The sequence below is a fragment of the Ensifer sp. ENS10 genome, assembly GCF_014852025.1.
Classification (GTDB): Bacteria; Pseudomonadota; Alphaproteobacteria; order Rhizobiales; family Rhizobiaceae; genus Ensifer.
Genome location: NZ_JACVAS010000002.1, coordinates 103,619 through 122,892 on the forward strand (window position 1 = coordinate 103,619; position 19,274 = coordinate 122,892).

Annotated in this window: 21 protein-coding genes; 18 read left to right on the plus strand and 3 right to left on the minus strand. The window is 61.8% G+C overall.

Annotated features, from left to right (window positions below; genetic code table 11):
• Nucleotides 1–38: 38 nt before the first annotated feature.
• From rpe to IB265_RS07485, 5 genes are all read left to right on the plus strand, one after another.
• Nucleotides 39–716 carry a ribulose-phosphate 3-epimerase gene (gene rpe / locus IB265_RS07465; RefSeq protein ID WP_110878656.1) on the plus strand — a complete coding sequence of 226 codons (678 nt, stop codon included), beginning with the start codon at nt 39–41 and terminating at the stop codon, nt 714–716.
• Nucleotides 713–1,456 (plus strand): DUF2259 domain-containing protein, encoded by a 744-nt coding sequence (locus IB265_RS07470; protein WP_192494704.1) that lies wholly within the window; start codon nt 713–715, stop codon nt 1,454–1,456. The genes rpe and IB265_RS07470 overlap by 4 nt, the downstream gene beginning before the upstream one ends.
• Entirely contained in the window at nt 1,453–2,013 is a 561-nt protein-coding gene (locus IB265_RS07475; RefSeq protein WP_192494705.1) for a hypothetical protein, read from the plus strand. Before IB265_RS07470 ends, IB265_RS07475 begins: the two co-directional genes overlap by 4 nt.
• A gap of 62 nt (nt 2,014–2,075) precedes the next feature.
• On the plus strand, nt 2,076–3,377 hold the full coding sequence (gene purB, locus IB265_RS07480; protein WP_058324132.1) for an adenylosuccinate lyase: 1,302 nt from the start codon (nt 2,076–2,078) through the stop codon (nt 3,375–3,377).
• Nucleotides 3,378–3,529: 152 nt separating this feature from the next.
• Entirely contained in the window at nt 3,530–3,835 is a 306-nt protein-coding gene (locus IB265_RS07485) for a PilZ domain-containing protein (protein ID WP_110878658.1), read from the plus strand.
• A gap of 92 nt (nt 3,836–3,927) precedes the next feature.
• Here IB265_RS07485 and IB265_RS07490 read toward each other — a convergent pair whose 3' ends face one another.
• On the minus strand, nt 3,928–4,743 hold the full coding sequence (locus IB265_RS07490) for a DUF2189 domain-containing protein (RefSeq protein WP_057248964.1): 816 nt from the start codon (nt 4,741–4,743) through the stop codon (nt 3,928–3,930).
• Nucleotides 4,744–5,001: 258 nt separating this feature from the next.
• Between IB265_RS07490 and IB265_RS07495 the strand changes: the two genes are divergently transcribed.
• Together IB265_RS07495 and IB265_RS07500 are read left to right on the plus strand one after the other, a co-directional pair.
• Nucleotides 5,002–5,556 (plus strand): alpha/beta hydrolase, encoded by a 555-nt coding sequence (locus IB265_RS07495; protein WP_058324128.1) that lies wholly within the window; start codon nt 5,002–5,004, stop codon nt 5,554–5,556.
• A 186-nt stretch (nt 5,557–5,742) separates the two neighbouring features.
• A complete protein-coding gene (locus IB265_RS07500) occupies nt 5,743–8,277 on the plus strand; it encodes an EAL domain-containing protein (protein WP_192494706.1) in 2,535 nt (844 codons plus the stop codon).
• A 53-nt stretch (nt 8,278–8,330) separates the two neighbouring features.
• On the opposite strand, the gene IB265_RS07505 is transcribed toward IB265_RS07500, so the two are convergent.
• Entirely contained in the window at nt 8,331–8,645 is a 315-nt protein-coding gene (locus IB265_RS07505) for a DUF1476 domain-containing protein (protein WP_057248961.1), read from the minus strand.
• Nucleotides 8,646–8,981: 336 nt separating this feature from the next.
• On the opposite strand from IB265_RS07505, the gene purC reads away from it, so the two are divergent.
• From purC to IB265_RS07525, 4 genes are all read left to right on the plus strand, one after another.
• Nucleotides 8,982–9,746 (plus strand): phosphoribosylaminoimidazolesuccinocarboxamide synthase, encoded by a 765-nt coding sequence (purC, locus tag IB265_RS07510; protein ID WP_057248960.1) that lies wholly within the window; start codon nt 8,982–8,984, stop codon nt 9,744–9,746.
• An 18-nt stretch (nt 9,747–9,764) separates the two neighbouring features.
• Entirely contained in the window at nt 9,765–10,007 is a 243-nt protein-coding gene (gene purS / locus IB265_RS07515; protein ID WP_057248959.1) for a phosphoribosylformylglycinamidine synthase subunit PurS, read from the plus strand.
• A gap of 165 nt (nt 10,008–10,172) precedes the next feature.
• Nucleotides 10,173–10,844 carry a phosphoribosylformylglycinamidine synthase subunit PurQ gene (purQ, locus tag IB265_RS07520; RefSeq protein ID WP_192494707.1) on the plus strand — a complete coding sequence of 224 codons (672 nt, stop codon included), beginning with the start codon at nt 10,173–10,175 and terminating at the stop codon, nt 10,842–10,844.
• 56 nt (nt 10,845–10,900) lie between these two features.
• The gene (locus IB265_RS07525; RefSeq protein WP_057248958.1) at nt 10,901–11,308 is read left to right on the plus strand and encodes a hypothetical protein; all 408 of its coding nucleotides are present in this window, start codon (nt 10,901–10,903) and stop codon (nt 11,306–11,308) included.
• Nucleotides 11,309–11,398: 90 nt separating this feature from the next.
• Here the strand turns inward: IB265_RS07525 and IB265_RS07530 are convergent, their stop codons facing one another.
• Nucleotides 11,399–11,653: a DUF1127 domain-containing protein gene (locus IB265_RS07530; protein ID WP_192494708.1), complete on the minus strand. Its 255-nt coding sequence runs from the start codon at nt 11,651–11,653 to the stop codon at nt 11,399–11,401.
• 82 nt (nt 11,654–11,735) lie between these two features.
• Here IB265_RS07530 and IB265_RS07535 point away from each other — a divergent pair, with 82 nt between their 5' ends.
• From IB265_RS07535 to IB265_RS07565, 7 genes are all read left to right on the plus strand, one after another.
• Entirely contained in the window at nt 11,736–13,154 is a 1,419-nt protein-coding gene (locus tag IB265_RS07535) for a PLP-dependent aminotransferase family protein (RefSeq protein ID WP_192494709.1), read from the plus strand.
• Nucleotides 13,155–13,245: 91 nt separating this feature from the next.
• A complete protein-coding gene (locus IB265_RS07540; protein ID WP_192494710.1) occupies nt 13,246–13,827 on the plus strand; it encodes an acyloxyacyl hydrolase in 582 nt (193 codons plus the stop codon).
• Nucleotides 13,828–14,023: 196 nt separating this feature from the next.
• Nucleotides 14,024–16,255: a phosphoribosylformylglycinamidine synthase subunit PurL gene (purL, locus tag IB265_RS07545; RefSeq protein WP_192494711.1), complete on the plus strand. Its 2,232-nt coding sequence runs from the start codon at nt 14,024–14,026 to the stop codon at nt 16,253–16,255.
• A gap of 234 nt (nt 16,256–16,489) precedes the next feature.
• On the plus strand, nt 16,490–16,723 hold the full coding sequence (locus tag IB265_RS07550; RefSeq protein ID WP_057248940.1) for a BolA family protein: 234 nt from the start codon (nt 16,490–16,492) through the stop codon (nt 16,721–16,723).
• A gap of 6 nt (nt 16,724–16,729) precedes the next feature.
• On the plus strand, nt 16,730–16,975 hold the full coding sequence (locus tag IB265_RS07555; RefSeq protein WP_057248939.1) for a hypothetical protein: 246 nt from the start codon (nt 16,730–16,732) through the stop codon (nt 16,973–16,975).
• Between the two features lie 234 nt (nt 16,976–17,209).
• Complete coding sequence (gene grxD, locus IB265_RS07560) at nt 17,210–17,548, plus strand: Grx4 family monothiol glutaredoxin (protein WP_058328257.1); 339 nt, start codon at nt 17,210–17,212, stop codon at nt 17,546–17,548.
• Nucleotides 17,549–18,009: 461 nt separating this feature from the next.
• Nucleotides 18,010–19,248 carry a multidrug effflux MFS transporter gene (locus IB265_RS07565; RefSeq protein WP_192494712.1) on the plus strand — a complete coding sequence of 413 codons (1,239 nt, stop codon included), beginning with the start codon at nt 18,010–18,012 and terminating at the stop codon, nt 19,246–19,248.
• Nucleotides 19,249–19,274: the final 26 nt, after the last annotated feature.

Consider the following 19,274-nt stretch of genomic DNA (forward strand, 5'->3'; position numbering starts at 1 on the left):
GCCGGTGCTATTGCGCGGAAAACACGCTGGAGTGCGCCATGACCCACCCTATCCGCATTGCTCCGTCGATCCTGGCGGCCGATTTCTCCAAGCTCGGACAGGAAGTCCGCGACGTCGTCGATGCCGGCGCCGACTGGATCCATCTCGATGTCATGGACGGGCACTTCGTGCCGAACATCACCTTCGGCCCCGACGTGATCAAGTCGCTGCGCCGCTACACCGATGCGACGTTCGATTGCCACCTGATGATTTCGCCCGCCGATCCGTTCCTCGAAGCCTTTGCGAAAGCCGGCTGCGATATCCTCACCGTGCATGCCGAAGCCGGTCCGCACCTTCACCGTTCGTTGCAGACCGTTCGGTCGCTCGGCAAGAAGGCCGGTGTCTCGCTCAACCCGGCAACGCCGGAAAGCGCCATCGAATACGTGCTCGATCAGGTTGATCTCATCCTGGTCATGACCGTGAACCCGGGCTTTGGCGGACAGAAGTTCATCGAAGCTACGGCGGAAAAGATCCGCCGCATCAAGGCGATGATCGGCGATCGTCCGATCGAGATCGAAGTCGACGGCGGCATTGCGCCCGACACGGCGGCCTTCGCAACCGGCGCCGGCGCCAACGTTCTCGTCGCCGGTTCGGCGATCTTCAAGGGCGGCTCTGTCGAAGCCTATCGCACGGCGATCGAGGCGATCCGCACGCCGGCAGAAAAGGCCTATCGATGAAGCCGCGCGCGGCACTGCCCGGCGTGCTTTTGCTGGGCGCTGCGGCAGCCGCAGCGCCGGCCTTGGCGGGCGACTATGCCGCGCTCCAGCCGATCGGCTTTTCGGCCGACGGCAATGTCTTCGCCTTCGAGGAATACGGCGTTCAGGATGGCTCCGGCTTTCCCTATTCGACCATCTATGTGATCGATACGCGCAATGACAGTTTCTTGCCCGGCGCGCCGGTGCGCGCCGTCAGCCGCGAGGATGGCAGCCCGCTCTCCAAGGCGCGTCACGAGGCACGCCGCCGTGCGGCACCCTTGATCGACGCCTATCGCCTGGCTGATGCGCCCGGGCTGCTTGCCGCCTATAATCCGATCACCGAGGCGAACGCCAAGCCGCTGGCGCTGACCTACGATTCCTTTGCGGCCGACGAAGGGTTCCGCGAGACCTATTCGGTAACGCTCGAAGAGAAAACCTTCGAGCCGGAAGGCATCTGCAAGGACTTCCTGAAGGAGGTCAAAGGCTTTCGTCTGTCGATGACGATGAAGGCCGGCAAGCCGGCAACAGACGTCCTGCAGGACGATAGCCGCTTGCCCGAGAGCCGCCGCTGCCCCGCCGGCTATCAGGTCGGTGGCGCTGTCACCCATCGGAATGACGACGGCTCCGATACCCATGTCATCATGGTTCTCGTCAAGTCGCTCGGCTTCGAAGGCACAACCGATGGACGCTGGATCGCGATCCCGACCCGGATCGCGAAATGAGCGATGCGGCGGCCGGCGTCGAGGCAAAAGCAGATCTGGCGCCGGTAGGCGTCCTGCGTCGACGCCGGCTCGCCCAATCCCTTCCGACGATGCGGGAGCTTGTCATCGGTGCGCCGCTCTGGGGCGGCGCGATGGTGCTTTCGGCCTGGTGCGGCCTCTGGCTTCGCGAGCGTGCTCTCACCTTTCATCTGTCCGAGCTGCTTCTGATCTTCGGCTTCGGGGCGCTTCTGGCCTGGGCGCCATCGCTGTTCCTGGCTCGACTTGCAGCTTTGGGGGGCCGGCCGGAAACGCGTTTTGCGGCTTACCTCTTCTTCCTTTCGCTCGGCACCGTCGCGATGACGGCGATGCTCTATGCCCTCTACTACCGGCAGTTTTACGCCCAATGGCACGCGCCTGCCGGCACCAGGACCTGGTTTTTCCAGCTCGCCTTCACCTCGCTCATCGCGTTCTACCAGTTTCTGGTGATGGGGCTTCGCCTCTATCTGCCCCTCGGTGGTGCTATACTCGTCGGCGTCAGCCTGTGGCTGGCGAGCGAGCGCACGAGCCAAACGCGTTGAGCTTCACGGCTATCTTTGCTAGAGGCACGGCCATCCTCCACTGACGACGAAAGCTAAAGCCCATGATCCCGCGCTACTCCCGTCCGGAAATGGTGGCCATCTGGTCGCCGGAAACCAAGTTCCGCATCTGGTTCGAGATCGAGGCTCATGCCTGCGATGCGCTTGCCGAAATCGGTGTGATCCCGAAGGATGCGGCCCGCACGATCTGGGAGAAGGGCGGCGCTGCCACCTTCGACGTCGCGCGCATCGATGAGATCGAAGCCGTCACCAAGCATGACGTCATCGCCTTCCTGACGCATCTTGCCGAATTCGTCGGCCCGGACAGCCGCTTCATCCACCAGGGCATGACCTCGTCCGACGTGCTCGACACCTGCTTCAACGTCCAGCTCGTCCGCGCGACCGATCTGCTGCTCGCGGATCTCGAGCATCTGCTCGAAGCTCTGAAGCGCCGCGCTTTTGAACACAAGGACACGGTGACGATCGGCCGTTCGCACGGTATCCACGCCGAACCGACGACGTTCGGCGTCAAGCTGGCGCTTGCCTATGCCGAGTTCGACCGCTGCAAGCAACGCCTGCTGGCCGCACGTGAGGAAGTCGCCACCTGCGCGATCTCCGGCGCCGTCGGCACCTTCGCCAACATCGATCCGCGCGTGGAAGAACATGTCGCCAAGGCGCTTGGCCTGAAGCCGGAACCGGTTTCGACACAGGTCATCCCGCGCGACCGTCATGCCATGTACTTCGCCACCCTCGGCGTCATCGCCTCGTCGATCGAGCGCCTGGCGACGGAAATCCGTCACCTGCAGCGCACCGAAGTGCTCGAAGCCGAAGAGTATTTCTCGCCGGGCCAGAAGGGCTCGTCGGCAATGCCGCACAAGCGCAACCCTGTTCTGACCGAGAACCTGACGGGTCTCGCCCGCATGGTCCGCGCCTTCTCGGTACCCGCAATGGAAAACGTTGCCCTCTGGCACGAGCGCGACATCTCGCACTCCTCTGTCGAGCGCATGATCGGACCGGATGCGACGGTGACGCTCGACTTCGCGCTTTCCCGCCTGACCGGCGTGATCGACAAGTTGCTCGTCTACCCCGAGAACATGATCAAGAACATGAACAAGTTCCGCGGTCTGGTTCATTCGCAGCGCGTGCTGCTGGCGCTGACCCAGGCAGGGGTATCGCGTGAGGATGCCTACCGCCTCGTGCAGCGCAACGCCATGAAGGTCTGGGAACAGGGCAAGGACTTCCTTGAGGAACTGCTGGCCGATACGGAAGTCCGTGCGGCGCTTTCCGAGGAAGACATCCGCGAGAAGTTCGATCTTGGCTACCACACCAAGCACGTCGACACGATTTTCAAGCGCGTCTTCGGCTGAGCCTGACAGTGCGCGGGTCACACGCCCGCGTTGCGCCTCATGAATATGCCCGCATTTGGCGCACATCGCTCAAATGCGGGCATTTCTTTTAGCGCGATATTCAGTGATCGTGTGTGACGATCCGGGCCTGTCAATTCAGGTTCGAGGATCACATGGCCTACAAGGACAGTACGGAGCGTGCGGGAGCACGCACACAGACGAAGATCACTGGCATGGTCACCTGCAAGACCGGGTCCAGCAACGGCGTCGTCAAGGACCTTTCGGACGAAGGCATCTGTTTCCAGCTCTATTTCGACATCGGCGCCAAGACGGGGCAGGAAGTGACGATCAGGAGCGAGGAACTGGGCTTCCTGACCGGCATGGTACGCTGGTACCGCGGCGACAAGATCGGCATCAAGCTCAATCTGTCGTCCAACACGGCGGCGCAGATTTCCTCCTACTACAAGTACTTTCGCTAAGCCGTAAGACCGGTCTTCGCTCACGCTTGAAAGCGCCGCAAGTCGATTGACCTGCGGCGCTTTTCGCGTTGATAGGTTGCGCCGTGACTCGCCTATCGTGAACCGGCGCGCGGACCTGGCTCCACCATCTTGCGATAGATATGCCATGTGGCGTGGCCGAAGATCGGCATGATGACGGCAAGACCGACGAAGACCGGGATCGAGCCGATCACCAGACCAGCCGCGATGATGAAGCCCCAGAGCGCGACGGGTACCGGATTGACGAGGGTCGCGCGGATCGACGTTTCCACCGCCGCGACGGCGCCGACATCGCGATCGATCAGCAATGGGAAGGATACGACCGTTGTCGCGAGCACGATGACGGCGAAGACGAAGCCGACGGCGTTGCCGACGAGGATCAGGTTCCAGCCCTGTTCGGTACCGATGATGCCATTCCAGAAGGCAGCGATCGAAGCCGGCGGTTCGGCCCCGAAGATTTGTACGTAGAGCGCCTGGGCGACCAACAGCCAAACAATGAAGACCACGAAGAGCATGGCGGCAACGGCCATGATCGATGGCAAGGCTGGAGAGCGATGCAGGCGAAGCGCATGCGGCCATGAATAGTCCATGCCGAGTTCACGCCGTCGACTGATTTCGTAAAGACCGATCGCCGCGACAGGGCCGATCAGGGCAAAGCCCGAGACCAAGGGATAAAGCAGCGGCAGCATGTTTGCGCCTGCACTCCAGGTAATCAGCACGGCGCCGGCAATCGGGTAGATCAGGCATAGAAAGACGTAGTGCGACGGCTTTTCGCGAAAATCTTCAAATCCGAGACGCAAGGCGTCGAACACATCCGAGACACCAATCTTCTTTATCCCGGGGTGGGCGACACTCGCATCCGCCCCCGACAGAACATGGAATGTTGTCATGGCTCACTCCTCAACGAACTAGAGCGGCCGCGGAACAGAGATGCGACGAAACAAAGTCGCACCAACCGCGACCGTCATGGCGATTATACAGAAAATGAAGGCGCTGTCGCCTGCTGCCTGTTTCTCCAGGTCGTCACCGATCCAGGGATGAAAACATCCAGTCCTTCGAGGTGCTGCTGCGACCATGGCGCCTCTCAAATAGCGCACGGCGTTGCAGGTCTTGACTTCGGCCGCTTTCAGCGCCACATCGCGGCCACTATGAAAGTATCCGACGCCCATATCCTCATTGTCCCTGGCTACACCAACTCCGGACCGGAGCACTGGCAGACCCGCTGGGAGCGCAAGATGTCCACCGCGCGCCGCGTCGAGCAGGCGGAGTGGGCAAAGCCCGTGCGTGAAGATTGGGTGGCGCGCATGATCGAAGAGGTCAATGCGGCGGAAAAGCCGGTCGTCATCGTCGCCCATTCGCTTGGCGTCGCGACCGCCGTGCACGCCCTGCCCCACTTCAACAAGCCGATCGCTGGCGCCTTCCTGGTAGCACCTCCGGATGTGGCCAATCCAACGATCCGCCCGAAGCATCTGATGACATTCGGCCCCTATCCGCGTGATCCCCTGCCGTTCCCGTCGCTGATGGTTGCAAGCCGCAACGATCCTTTCGGTTCCTACGAACACGCAGACGATATCGCCAATGCCTGGGGTTCGCTGCTCGTCGACGCCGGCGAATCGGGCCATATCAACACCGAGTCCGGGCATGGCCCCTGGCCGGAGGGAACGATGGTGTTTGCTCAGTTCCTGAGCCGCCTGAAGCCCTGATGCTTCGCCGCCCTGGTTGACGGCTTCCCATTAATCCGACGTTCATTGTCCGCGGTCATCATCGTTTGGCATGGCAACGTGACTCGTCCTCAAGGGGCGTTGAGCGTTGTCGAATCTTGATTTGCAGCCTGATTTCCGGCTCCCCGTGCCTTGGAAATGCGGCCGCAAACGCTGGACATGGGATAAGTGGCCGTCAACGAAGGTCTCACCAAAGGTGCGCGTGGCGCGCCGGCGAATTCGGATGTTCTCACGCAGGCCGCTCTGGAGCGCTTGCCGGCCGGAGCAATCATTGCCAATGATCTGGGACGGATCCTAACGACCAACGCGCGCGCCGGCGAACTGCTGCTAAGGACACCCGCTTCGCTCCGCAAAGCCCTTCTCGCAGATCTCGTGCTGGATGAGGACCGGCCGCTGTTGCCGGCGCGGAACATCTTGCCGCCCACGACGACCGCGTCCACGACGCTCCGTTTCGAAAGCCTCTCCGGTCCGCTGCCGATGCTTGTCTCCTGGTCACCTGTGCTTTTTGCCGACCAGGACGCCTTTCTCCTGCTGATGCTCCCCGCCCATGAGCTCGTCGACGAAATCGCCGGTCTTCGCAACGACGAAACCCGCTGGAAATATGCGCTCGACAGCGCACTTGAAGGCGTGTGGGATCACGACTTCGAAACCGGGAACCTGTTTTACTCCACCACCTGGAAGCGGCTTCGTGGCCTGCCCGACGATGCCGAAGTCGACGGTAGTCTTGAGACCTGGATCCAGAACGTCCACCCCGACGACCACGCGCATGTGCGTGCCGCAATCGAGCGCCAGGATTCTGGCGAGGCTGTGTTCAACACCTTCGAGTACCGCGAGCGCCATGCGGACGGGCATTGGGTCTGGATCGAGAGCCGTGGCGCGTCAGTTGCCTATTGGCCGGATGGCAGACCCTCCCGCATCATCGGGACGGACACGGACATCACGGCGCGCAAGGAGGCGGAGGCCCGTCTCGAAGAGGTCTCTCGCCGCCTGAGGCTCGCTCTCGGCGTTTCGAAGATCGGCGTGTTCGACTTCAACCTCGACGCCCAGAGGGACGACTGGGACGAGCGCATGTTCGAGATCTACGGCCTCGACCCAAGTGATGGGCCGCCGAGCTCCGAATCCTGGGAAAACACCCTGCATCCCGACGACCGCGACAAGGTCATCGCTCGGACCAACGAAGGCATCGCTTCCGGCAAGCCCTATAGCAATGCCTTTCGGATCGTGCGCCCGGACGGCACGATCCGGCATATCCGCTCCAATGCGGCGACCTATATCGATCATCTCGGGACGCGAAAGCTCATCGGGGCGAACTGGGACGTCACCGAAGACATCGCATTGCAGGAGGACTTGCGCCAGGCCCAGGCTTCCGCCGAAGCGCGCAACCGCGAGCTCGAGCTGGCGCGGATAAGGATCGAATACAACGCCCTGCACGACTACCTGACGGATCTGCCCAACCGGCGCTACCTTGACCAGATGCTGGCGGAAAACGTCGCGGTCAACGCCATCCTGCATATCGACCTCGATCGTTTCAAACAGATCAACGACACGCTTGGGCACCAGGCTGGTGATGCCATGCTGACCCATGCCGCTGCCATCCTTCGCGCGCACGCTCGACATGACGATTTCATTGCCCGTATCGGCGGCGACGAATTCGTCATTCTCTGCCGCCGCGGTCGCAACCTGCCGCAGCTCTCCGAGCTTGCCGAGCGCATCGTGCACGCCTTCCGTCGCCCCATTCCCTACGAGGGCCAGCTCTGCCGCCTGGGCGCGAGCATCGGCATTGCCTGGAAAGGGCATGACGATTTCGATGCGAAGCAGTTGTTGATGAATGCCGACATCGCGCTCTACCGGGCAAAGAGCCTCGGCCGGGACCGGGTCGAAGCCTTTTCTGAACAGATCCAGACACAAATTCTGACGGCCAAACGGATCGGCGACGATATTCGCCAGGCGATCGAGGAAGGGCAGTTCACGGTTTACTATCAGCCGCAGTTCGATGCGCGTTCGCTCGAGATAACCGGTGTCGAGGCTCTGGTCCGCTGGAACCATCCTGAGCGCGGGGTGCTCGCCCCCTTCCATTTCCTGAAGGTCGCGGAGGAGATCAATGTCCTGCCGGCCATCGACCGAAAGGTCGTAGAGCTCGCCTATGCCGACTTTCAGTCCTGGCGGCAGTCCGGCCTCGCCATTCCCAAGATCTCGGTCAACATGTCGTCGCCGCGCCTGCGTGATCCCGGCCTGATCACCGACCTGCGTGATCTGCAGATCGCCCCTGGCGTCCTCTCGTTCGAATTGCTCGAATCCATCTTCCTCGACGATCCGGAAGATGAAATCGCCGAAACCATCTCGGCCCTCGGCGCGCTTGGGATCGAGGTGGAGATCGACGACTTCGGCACCGGGCACGCCTCGATCATCGGACTGCTCAATCTCAATCCGGCGCGGCTCAAGATCGACCGGGCGCTGGTCGGACCGATGACGGAGAGCGCGAAACAGGCCAAGCTGGTCCGCGCGATCATCGACATCGGGCATTCGCTCAACATCGAGGTCGTCGGCGAAGGCGTCGAGACCTGGGAGCATGCAGCGATGCTGCGGGATCTTGGCTGCGATGTGCTGCAGGGCTACGCGCTGGCCCGCCCGATGGATCGTCTGGAGCTTGAGCGGCGCCTGCGGCGCGGATGGAAGCCGGTCTTCGGCACGGAGGACAAATAAAAACGCCCGGCTTCATGGCCGGGCGTGAATGGTCGGCATTGGTGCCTGAAGGCTTACTTGTTCTGGATCTGCTGGACGGCTTCGCCGAGAAGCTCGAGCATCCGCAAGCGGATCTGATCTTCCGTCTGGGCAACGCCTGCAGCGTCAAAGTCGGCCTTGATCTTACGGACGACGTCTTCGTGGCCGGCCTCTTCGAAGTCGGCAACCACCACTTCGTTGGCGTAGGCGTCGGCGTCGGCCTTGCCGAGCAGACCGGCAGCCCAGAGACCGACAAGCTTGTTGCGGCGCGCTTCAGCCTTGAACTTCAGCTCTTCGTCCAGCGCAAACTTCGCCTCGAAGGCCTTTTCGCGATCCTGCATCGTCGTCATCAATCGATCTCCCTGAAAATTCCATGCCGGAAACAGTTATCGCCATAAACCAAAACGGAGGTCAAACTGCAATGCGTAGTTTTCCGGTTTGATGACTTTCATGTTACCCTCCGTATGGTTCCTGAAATCGCCTTCGATTCAAGGACTACATACGTCGCAGCGCCCAAAGTGACACGGCGACCTTGACGCGTCCAGGTAGAGACGCGCGGGCGCCCTATGCAAATCAGGGGACGGGAAGATACGCCGATTGTGAAATCCGTTCTTTTCAGTTATGGACCCCGAGAGATATTCCATGCGCGCGACCCAAGAGCGCCAACAACCACAGAGACAGAATCCATGAATCGTCGCCGCCGTATCTACGAGGGCAAGGCCAAGATCCTCTATGAGGGTCCAGAGCCGGGCACGCTCATCCAGTTCTTCAAGGACGACGCGACCGCCTTCAACAAGAAAAAGCATGACGTCATCGACGGCAAAGGCGTGCTGAACAACCGTATTTCCGAGTACATCTTCACGCATCTCAACAAGATCGGCATCCCCACGCACTTCATCCGCCGGCTTAACATGCGCGAGCAGTTGATCAAGGAAGTCGAGATCATCCCCCTCGAGATCGTCGTGCGCAACGTTGCCGCCGGCTCGCTGTCCAAGCGCCTCGGCATCGAGGAAGGCACCGTTCTCCCCCGTTCGATCATCGAGTTCTACTACAAGGCCGATGCACTGGAAGACCCGATGGTCTCCGAAGAGCACATCACCGCCTTCGGCTGGGCAAGCCCCCAGGAACTCGACGACATCATGGCGCTCGCCATCCGCATCAACGACTTCCTTTCGGGCCTGTTCCTGGGCGTCGGCATCCAGCTCGTCGACTTCAAGATCGAGTGCGGCCGTCTGTTCGAGGGCGACATGATGCGCATCGTGCTCGCCGACGAGATCTCGCCGGATAGCTGCCGTCTCTGGGACATCGAGACCCGCGAGAAGCTCGACAAGGACCGCTTCCGCCGCGACCTTGGCGGCCTCGTCGAGGCCTACCAGGAAGTCGCCCGCCGTCTTGGCATCATGAACGAGAACGAACCCGTGCGCGGCACCGGTCCGGTTCTGGTGAAATAACTTTCGGGGAAAATCAAAGTGATCAAGGCACGTGTAACCGTGACGCTGAAGAACGGCGTTCTCGATCCGCAGGGCAAGGCAATCGAAGGTGCGCTCGGCGCACTCGGCTTCGACGGCATCGGCCAGGTCCGTCAGGGCAAGGTTTTCGATCTGCAGATCGAATCCACAGACAAGGCCAAGGCCGAAGAAGACCTCAAGGCGATGTGCGAAAAGCTGCTCGCCAACACGGTGATCGAGAACTACAGCATCTCGTTCGCCTGATCGATCAGGCATGAAGATCGGTCCGTGCCTTCGGGCGCGGATCCAGACGTTAAGAAACGCCGAAGCAGCACGAACGCCCAACGGAGCGGTGCTGCGATCGGGAGATGCCTGGCTCGTCGGGGTGGGGCATCAAGATTTGATCTCGCCGCTAACGGAGACAGAGATATGAAGTCAGCCGTCGTTCAGCTTCCGGGCCTCAACCGCGACCGCGACATGATCGCGGCCCTCACCAAGATTTCCGGCGAGGCTCCGGTCACCGTCTGGCAGACGGAAACGGATATCCCCGATGTCGATCTGATCGTCATCCCGGGCGGCTTCTCCTATGGCGACTATCTGCGCTGTGGCGCGATCGCAGCGCGCATGCCGGTCATGCAGGCGATCAAGGCCAAGGCGGAAAAGGGCGTCAAGGTTCTCGGCGTCTGCAACGGCTTCCAGATCCTCGTCGAGGCCGGCCTCCTGCCGGGCGCGCTGATGCGCAATGCCTCGCTGAAGTTCGTCTGCCGCGAGATCAAGCTCGAAGTGGTCAATGCCGACACCGACTTCACCCGCGCCTACTCGAAGGGCCAGATCATCCGCTCGCCGGTCGCCCACCACGACGGCAACTACTTCGCCGATGCCGAGACGCTGAAGACGATCGAAGGCAATGGCCAGGTGGTGTTCCGCTATGCCGAAGGCACCAACCCGAACGGTTCGATGAACGATATCGCCGGCGTGATGAATGCCGAGGGTAACGTGCTCGGTATGATGCCGCATCCGGAAAACCTGATCGAAGCGGCTCATGGCGGCTCCGACGGCCGCGGCCTCTTTGCGTCTGCGCTCGAAGTAATCGCCGCTTAACCATCCGGCTGATAGAAGGCATCCGACCCATCCCCCAAATGCGAGCGAGACCGTCGATGCCTTCATTTGTCCCTGCACGCCTGGCCGGCCTTGCCTGCGCAACGTTTGGCCTGGCCCTTCTCGCTTCGTGCCAATCGCCGAAGCCGCCGGCGCCGAGCCCGAACACGGCGGCACTGCCGACCATGGAGCGCGTGGCGCTTGGCGCCAACGGCTGCTGGTTCAAATCGGGCGATTCCGAGTTCAAGTCCTATCGCCTGGCGCCGGAGCTTAATTCCTTCTCGGGCCGCCCGCGCATACTGATCGTGCCGCGCAAATCGCCGGAAGCACGCCCGCTCGCCGTCGTTCAGGCCGAGGGCAACCCGGCACGCCTGCAGGCCTTCGGACCGTTGATGAGCGAACCCGTCGGCACGCGGATGGCCGCCGATATCAAGCGCTGGGCTGCCGGCGGACAGGGCTGCAAGTAGACCCCAGTCAAATTGGCGAATTGACCAATGGCCGCCGACCTCAAAGGGCGCCGGCCATTGTGCATTGTCGGACAGTCGTTCTAATCCGAGCTAGCGCCAGAACGGGACAGTCGATTCCTGGCGCGCGTCCTTCTCGGAAACACCGATATCCCTAAGCTGCCAATCGCTCATTTCCCCGAGCGCCATGCGACCGCGTCGCTTCGCCGCCAGTTCGCGATAGAGCCCCCAAAACCGCTTCAACAGGCCTTCGCGTTCGTCCGAATAGTCGCCGCCCAGCAATGTGCTGGTGCGCTCGACGGACTTCGCTTCCGCGCGGGACAAACAAATTGTATCGATTGTACTCATTGATAACCCCAATGCAGCGATTGCTATCGTTGTATCGGTGATAATTGACATATTTCGCGCTGTAATCTAAAGAATTGTCACTATGACAAGTTGGCTCCCAGACATTCAGCAGGGTCACGGTCCGCTCTATGCGCGGATTGCTGACCAGATCGAACAGGCAATTGGCAACGGGGCCCTGCCCGTCGGCGCCAAATTGCCCCCCCAGCGCAACCTCGCCTACGACATCGGCGTGACAATCGGCACGATTGGACGCGCCTACAATATCGTGCGCGAACGGGGACTGGTGAGCGGTGAAGTCGGTCGCGGCACCTATGTGCTCGATCATCCCGAGAGCCGTCCGCCGGAACAGGCGGATCCGCTGACGACCTCGCTCGCCGGCACCCGGCCGCTCGTAGCACCTGCCGGTAAGTTGAGGTTCGACAGCACAGCTGCGCCCGATATCGGCCAAGGCACGGTCTTGAGCGAGGTGCTTGGCGAGATCAGTCACGACCACCATGCGGACATCGCAAGCTACGCCCGCAACTTCCCGGACCATTGGTTCGAGGCGGGTTGCCTATGGCTGGCGCGCGGCGGATTCCGCCCGAAGCCGGAAAACATCGTGCCGACGCTCGGCGCCCATGCGGCCGTCGTTGCCGTCATCACTGCGGTTACCGCGCCCGGCGACCGTATCGCTTTCGAGACGCTCACCTATTCGCAGGTGAGCCGCAGCGCCGGTCTGGTCGGTCGCCGGACGACGCTGGTCGAAAGCGACGAGTTCGGGATGATCCCCGAAGATTTCGAGCGCGTCTGCGCGCAGCAGCATCCGAAGCTCGCGTTCCTGATGCCGAGCGCCCAGAACCCGACCGTCGCCGTCATGCCGCTTGCGCGCCGCCAGGCGATCGCCGACATCGCCCGCAAATACGGTGTCTGGCTTGTTGAGGACGATCTCTATGGCGCAATGACCGGTGATCAGACGCCGCTCTTGGCCGAGCTTGCGCCGGAACGCACCTTCCTGGTTGGCGGTCTTTCGAAGTCGGTCGCTGCCGGTGTCCGTGGCGGCTGGGTCGCCTGCCCTCCGCATTTCAGTCAGCGTATTCGCATTGCCCACAAAATGGTGAGCGGTGGCCTACCCTTCATCCTGGCCGAGCTTTGCGCCCGACTGGTGCTTTCCGGTTCGGCAGCAATCCTGCGCAGCAAGGGCATTGAAGAGGTGCGCGCCCGCGAGGCGATGGCCCGCGAAATTTTCGAAGGTATCGAGTTCACCTCGCACCCCTGTATTCCGTTCCTCTGGATGAAGCTGCCCGATCCGTGGCTCTCCGGCACCTTCAAGCAGGCTGCCCTGCAGGAGGGCGTGCTCGTCGACGACGAGGACGAGTTCAAGGCTGGACGAACCGACCGCGTCTTCCACCGCATTCGCATCGGTTTTTCCTCGCCGCCGGACCGAGCCCAGGTAAGAGCAGGTTTTCAGGCGCTGAAGCGGCTGCTCGACAGCGGGCGGGCGGGCTACGACAGTTTTGAGTGACTATAGAAATCCACGGGGTGACTTTCGGGCAAGGTTGAGCAACATACTACTTTAGCAGTTTGCGCACATGATTCGCCTCTAAGGATTCCGCATGCCGCTACCGTTCAACCCCGCCTTGTCGCGTCGCATTGCCTATCTTCTTCTCGCCACCACCACATTGACCGCCGCCGCCCCGGCCCTTGCCGCGGACGGTGTTTTCGACGAAATGCGCTTCGGCGTGACGACGTCGATCGCCGCCGGCGACAAGCAGGAAGACGGGGTCTTTCCGTCATTCACCGTGTATTTCGACCCGTTCGACGCCGATGGGGCGACCGACCTCGGCGAAAAACTGCTGCGCCCACGGGTCTATACCGGCGCAGCGGTTGCGACGTCGTCAAACGGGGTCAATCAGGCCTATGGCGGTTTGAGCTGGACCTTCGACATGACCCAGCGCCTCTTTGTCGAATTCGGCGCCGGCGGCACGATTCATGACGGCGATCTCGATGACCCCAATGGTTCCGGTCCCCAACTCGGCTGCCGCGTCCTCTTCCGCGAATACGCCGCTGCCGGCGTCCGCCTCGACGAGCACTGGAACGTCTCGGCGACCGTGGAACATGCTTCGCATGCCAACCTGTGCGACGGTCCGAACAACGGCCTGACACGCGCCGGCCTCGCGCTCGGCTACAAGTTCTGACGCTGGTCGCCGCACTGCCTTCTGCAAAGCTTTATACGGGCGTCAACCGCTGTTGATCGCCCGTATTTTTCTGTCGCGCCGCGCCGCAGCATAGGCTAAAGAAGCCGCAAAGCGCTCCCTGTGTCTGTTGCGGTTCGCACGCGCCATATTCCTCTTAAGTGGATTGCGCGCCGCCCGAAGGATTTGACGGTCGACGATGACGATTTCGAACACCCGCCCCATCACCCCGGACCTCATCGCATCGCACGGGCTGAAGCCCGACGAATACGAGCGCATCCTGAGCCTGATCGGGCGCGAGCCGACTTTCACCGAGCTCGGCATCTTTTCGGCGATGTGGAACGAGCACTGCTCCTACAAGTCCTCGAAGAAGTGGCTGCGCACGCTGCCGACCAAAGGCCCGCGCGTCATCCAGGGTCCGGGTGAAAATGCCGGTGTGGTCGATATCGATGACGGCGACTGCGTCGTCTTCAAGATGGAGAGCCACAACCACCCGTCCTATATCGAGCCCTACCAGGGCGCGGCGACCGGCGTCGGCGGCATCCTGCGCGACGTTTTCACCATGGGCGCGCGTCCTGTGGCTGCAATGAACGCGCTCCGCTTCGGCGCGCCGGATCATCCGAAGACCCGCCACCTCGTCTCCGGCGTCGTTGCCGGCGTCGGCGGCTACGGCAACTCTTTCGGCGTTCCGACCGTCGGCGGCGAAGTCGAGTTCGACGCCCGCTACAACGGCAACATTCTCGTCAACGCCTTTGCCGCCGGCCTCGCCAAGAGCGATGCGATCTTCTACTCCAAGGCCGAAGGCGTGGGTCTCCCCGTCGTCTATCTCGGCGCCAAGACCGGCCGCGACGGTGTTGGTGGCGCGACCATGGCCTCGGCCGAGTTCGACGAGTCGATCGAAGAAAAGCGCCCGACCGTCCAGGTTGGCGACCCCTTCACCGAAAAATGCCTGCTGGAAGCCTGCCTCGAGCTGATGCAGACCGGCGCCGTCATCGCCATCCAGGACATGGGTGCCGCCGGCCTCACCTGCTCGGCCGTCGAAATGGGCGCCAAGGGCGACCTCGGCATCGAGCTTAACCTTGATAGCGTTCCCGTTCGCGAAGAACGCATGACCGCTTACGAGATGATGCTGTCGGAAAGCCAGGAGCGCATGCTCATGGTGTTGGAGCCCGCCAAGGAAGAAGTCGCCAAGGCGATCTTCGTCAAGTGGGGCCTCGACTTTGCCATCGTCGGCAAGACCACCGACGACCTGCGCTTCCGCATCCTGCACCAGGGCGAAGAAGTGGCGAACCTGCCGATCAAGGAACTGGGCGACGAAGCGCCGGAATATGATCGTCCTTGGACCCCTGCCAAGACCTCGACTCCGCTGGCAACCAACGACATCCCGGCTGCTGACGTCGCCGACGCACTCGTGAAGCTCGTCGGTTCGGCCAACAACTCCTCGCGCCGCTGGGTCTACGAACAGTACGACACCCTGATCCAGGGCAACTCGCTGCAGCTTCCGGGCGGTGACGCTGGCGTCGTGCGCGTCGAGGGTCACGTCTCCAAGGCGCTGGCCTTCTCCTCCGACGTAACGCCGCGTTACGTCGAAGCCGATCCGTTCGAAGGCGGCAAGCAGGCGGTCGCCGAATGCTGGCGCAACCTGACGGCAACCGGCGCGCTGCCGCTGGCAGCCACCGACAACCTCAACTTCGGCAACCCGGAACGCCCGGAAATCATGAGCCAGCTGGTCCATGCCATCAAGGGCATCGGCGAAGCATGCACCGCGCTCGATTTCCCGATCGTTTCCGGCAACGTCTCGCTCTACAACGAGACCAATGGCCAAGGGATCCTGCCGACCCCAACGATCGGCGGCGTTGGCCTGATCAAGGACTGGTCGAAGATGGCGCGCATCCGCTTTGCTGCGGAAGGCGAAACGATCCTGCTTGCCGGTGCACCTGTTGGCCTGGGCACCCACATCGCCCAGTCGGTCTACATGCGAGACGTTCACGGCCGCACCGACGGTCCGGCGCCGCATGTCGATCTGGCGCATGAACGCAAGGTGGGCGATTTCGTCCGCGGCCTCATCGTCGATGGCCTCGTGACGGCCGTTCACGATTGCTCGTCGGGTGGCCTGGCGCTTGCGGTCGCCGAAATGGCGATGGCCTCGGGCATTGGCGCCACGGTTGATGCCGTCGGCGGTCACAACCCGATCGCGACCTTCTATGGCGAAGATCAGGGCCGCTACGTCGTAACTGTTGCCGCTGGCGCACTCGACGCGGTTACCGCCCGCGCTAAGGCCGCAGGCGTTGCCCTGCCCGTCATCGGCAAGACCGCTGGCGATGCCGTCAAGCTCGGCGATGCCAGGGCGGTTTCGGTCGCTGAGCTGCGCTCGACCCACGAAGGCTGGTTCCCGGAATTCATGCAGGGCGATCTCGCTCCCGAGAACTGAGAAACGACGACGGGAGCCGCTGATCGGCGGCTCCCGTCTGGCTCTTCGCATGCCTCGAAAGGTGTCATCTGGGGACGCGATCAAGCGTGATCATCTGATCGTACCGGCGCCAGCAACTGGCCGCCCTCACCCAATTCAGCAATTGCGTTCCGCCCCTGAATCGTGGTTCCCTAATTTCATGGATGGCGTCGGCAGGCTGCTGACGTTGCAGAATAAAAAGGGAGTTGGCGTATCATGCCCATGACACCAGGCGACATCGAAGACATGATCAAGGCAGGGATTCCCGGTGCCAAGGTCACGATCCGCGATCTGGCCGGTGACGGCGACCACTATGCCGCCGAAGTCGTGGCCGAGGCGTTTCGTGGCAAGACCCGCGTGCAGCAGCACCAGATGGTCTACAACGCACTCAAGGGCAACATGGGCGGTGTTCTACACGCCCTCGCCCTGCAGACGAGCGCGCCGGAGTAAGCCGGAATGGCTGACCTGATCAAGGAACTCGTCAGCGGCGTCGTTGACAGTGCATTGAAGGAAATCCTCAAGAAGACCGGCGTCAAGCGAACCTCGACCAAGCGGACAAAGCGCCGGACGCGGACGACTTCGTCCGGCGGTGGTATCCTCGCGGATATCCTCGAAGCGGCCATTCGCAAGCCGGCCAAGAAGCAGGTCAGCCGTCGCAAAACGGCTGCGGCGCGCAGCAAGACCCGGCGCCGCACCGCCTGACTGCATGTTTCCTTAACTCGTCGAGGATTTATGGACAAAAACATGCAGAAAATCAAAGTGCTACAGCGACCTTTGCGCGTCTGGAAAGACGCGCGCCGCTGTAGTGGTAATAAAACCACATCTTGAGGCCCATCAATATTTGTTGCGATTGGGTGGTGAAAATCACCAATATGCATGCTATCTAGAACCCAATCGATATCCGGCCCTTGAAGCCGGCGCAGGAAGGAAGACGAGATGAGCGGAATTCACGAATTCATCGACAACGAAGTCAAGACCAACGATGTGGTGCTCTTCATGAAGGGTACGCCGCAGTTCCCGCAGTGTGGCTTCTCCGGTCAGGTTGTCCAGATTCTCGACTACATCGGTGTCGACTACAAGGGCGTCAACGTGCTCGCCGATGCTGACCTGCGCCAGGGCATCAAGGACTACTCCAACTGGCCGACGATCCCGCAGCTCTACGTCAAGGGCGAATTCGTCGGCGGTTGCGACATCGTGCGTGAAATGTTCCAGGCCGGCGAACTGCAGTCTCACCTTGAGGCACAGGGCATTGCCGTCAAGGGCGCCGCCGCCTGATCTAAGGACGCCTCGTCCCGATCTTTCGGAGAAGGCGGGCAACCGCCTTTTTTGATTCTGGCTGTAATTCCGCATCGCCTAATTTTCGTTGTCCTTCAGAAGGACTTGCGCGTGCGATTCGCGCAGGTGCCGCCAAGATACGTTCAGAGCGCGCTTCCTTCGGGGAGCGAAGGGCCGGATGTCCGGCCTGTCATGAATCGGTTGCGATCGTTCGGCATAAGCTGCCTGTAGAGGGTCTCGCCTCGCCCCTTGGCGCCCGGAAAATCCGGTCCCTGCCGCTCGACGCTTCCTACGCTTCATGCCGGCCCGGTCCGTGCGGTTGGTTTCCAATCGCCCCGGCTGCACCCGCTCAATTTCGATATGTCTGCTGGCATGGCGTCAGCCGACACCCTTCTTTTCCGGATTTGCTCCGGACCAACCTGTTTCGCTTGCGCCCGGTGCGCCGCTAGGACTTTTTGCAAATGACCAGCACGACCAACGAAGACGCCCGGCCCGGGGTCACGAAATTCCAGTTCATCGCGCTGATGGCCATGCTGATGGCAACCAACGCCATCTCGATTGACATCATGTTGCCAGGTCTGCAGCAGATCGGAGCCAGCCTCGGCGTCGCCTCTGAAAATGAGCGGCAGTACATCATCACCGCCTATCTGCTCGGCATGGGGGTGGCACAGCTGTTCTTCGGCCCGCTTTCGGATCGCTTCGGGCGTAAGCCACCGCTGATTGCCGGCCTTGCCCTCTATGCGCTCTGCGCGCTGGCGATCGCGATCGTACCGAGCTTCGGCCTCATGCTGGCGCTGCGCTTCGTGCAGGGCGCCGGTGCTGCGGCGACGCGCGTCATCACCATCTCGATCGTCCGCGACGTCTATGGCGGCCGACAGATGGCTGAGGTCATGTCTCTGGTCATGATGGTGTTCATGATCGTGCCGGTTGTGGCGCCTTCGATCGGCCAGCTCATCATCAGCCTTGCCGATTGGCACATGATCTTTATCGTCGTAGCACTCTATGCCGTGATGAACATTGCAATCGTCGTGTCAAAGCTCGGCGAGACGCTCGATCCGGCCCATCGCCGCGCCTTCACGCCGGCGGTCATCCTCAGCGGTTTTCGCATCGTGCTCACGAACCGGGTGTCGCTGCTTTACACGCTCGCGACCTCGGTGATCCTTGGTGCACTGTTCGGCTTCATCAACTCGGCGCAGCAGGTGCTCGTCGGCGTCTACGACCTCGGCGTGTGGTTTCCGCTTGTCTTCGCCGCCTTCGCCAGTATGATGGCGGTCGCTTCCTTCACCAATTCCCGCCTTGTCCGCCGCTTCGGCATGCGGCCGCTATCCCATGCGGCACTCATCGGCTTCACGCTGGCGAGCTTCGTCTGGATGTCGGCCTCGCTCTATGCGCCGCTGCCCTTCCCGGTCTTCGTGGTCCTCTACTGCGCCACGATGTTCCAGTTCGGGCTGATCGCGCCGAACTTCAACGCCATGGCCATGGAGCCGCTCGGCCATGTTGCCGGAACTGCCTCCTCGGTTCTCGGATTCATGCAGACGATCGGCGGAAGCGTGATTGGAGCCTTCATCGGCCAGTCCTTCGACGGCACCGCAACGCCGCTCGCCACTGGCTATTTCACTGTCGCCGCGATCGGTCTCGTGTTCGTTCTGATTGCCGAACGCGGCAAGCTCTTCAAACCGCACCATCAGCCGGCCGGTTGATCCCAGAACCGGCCAGTCCTCATTTT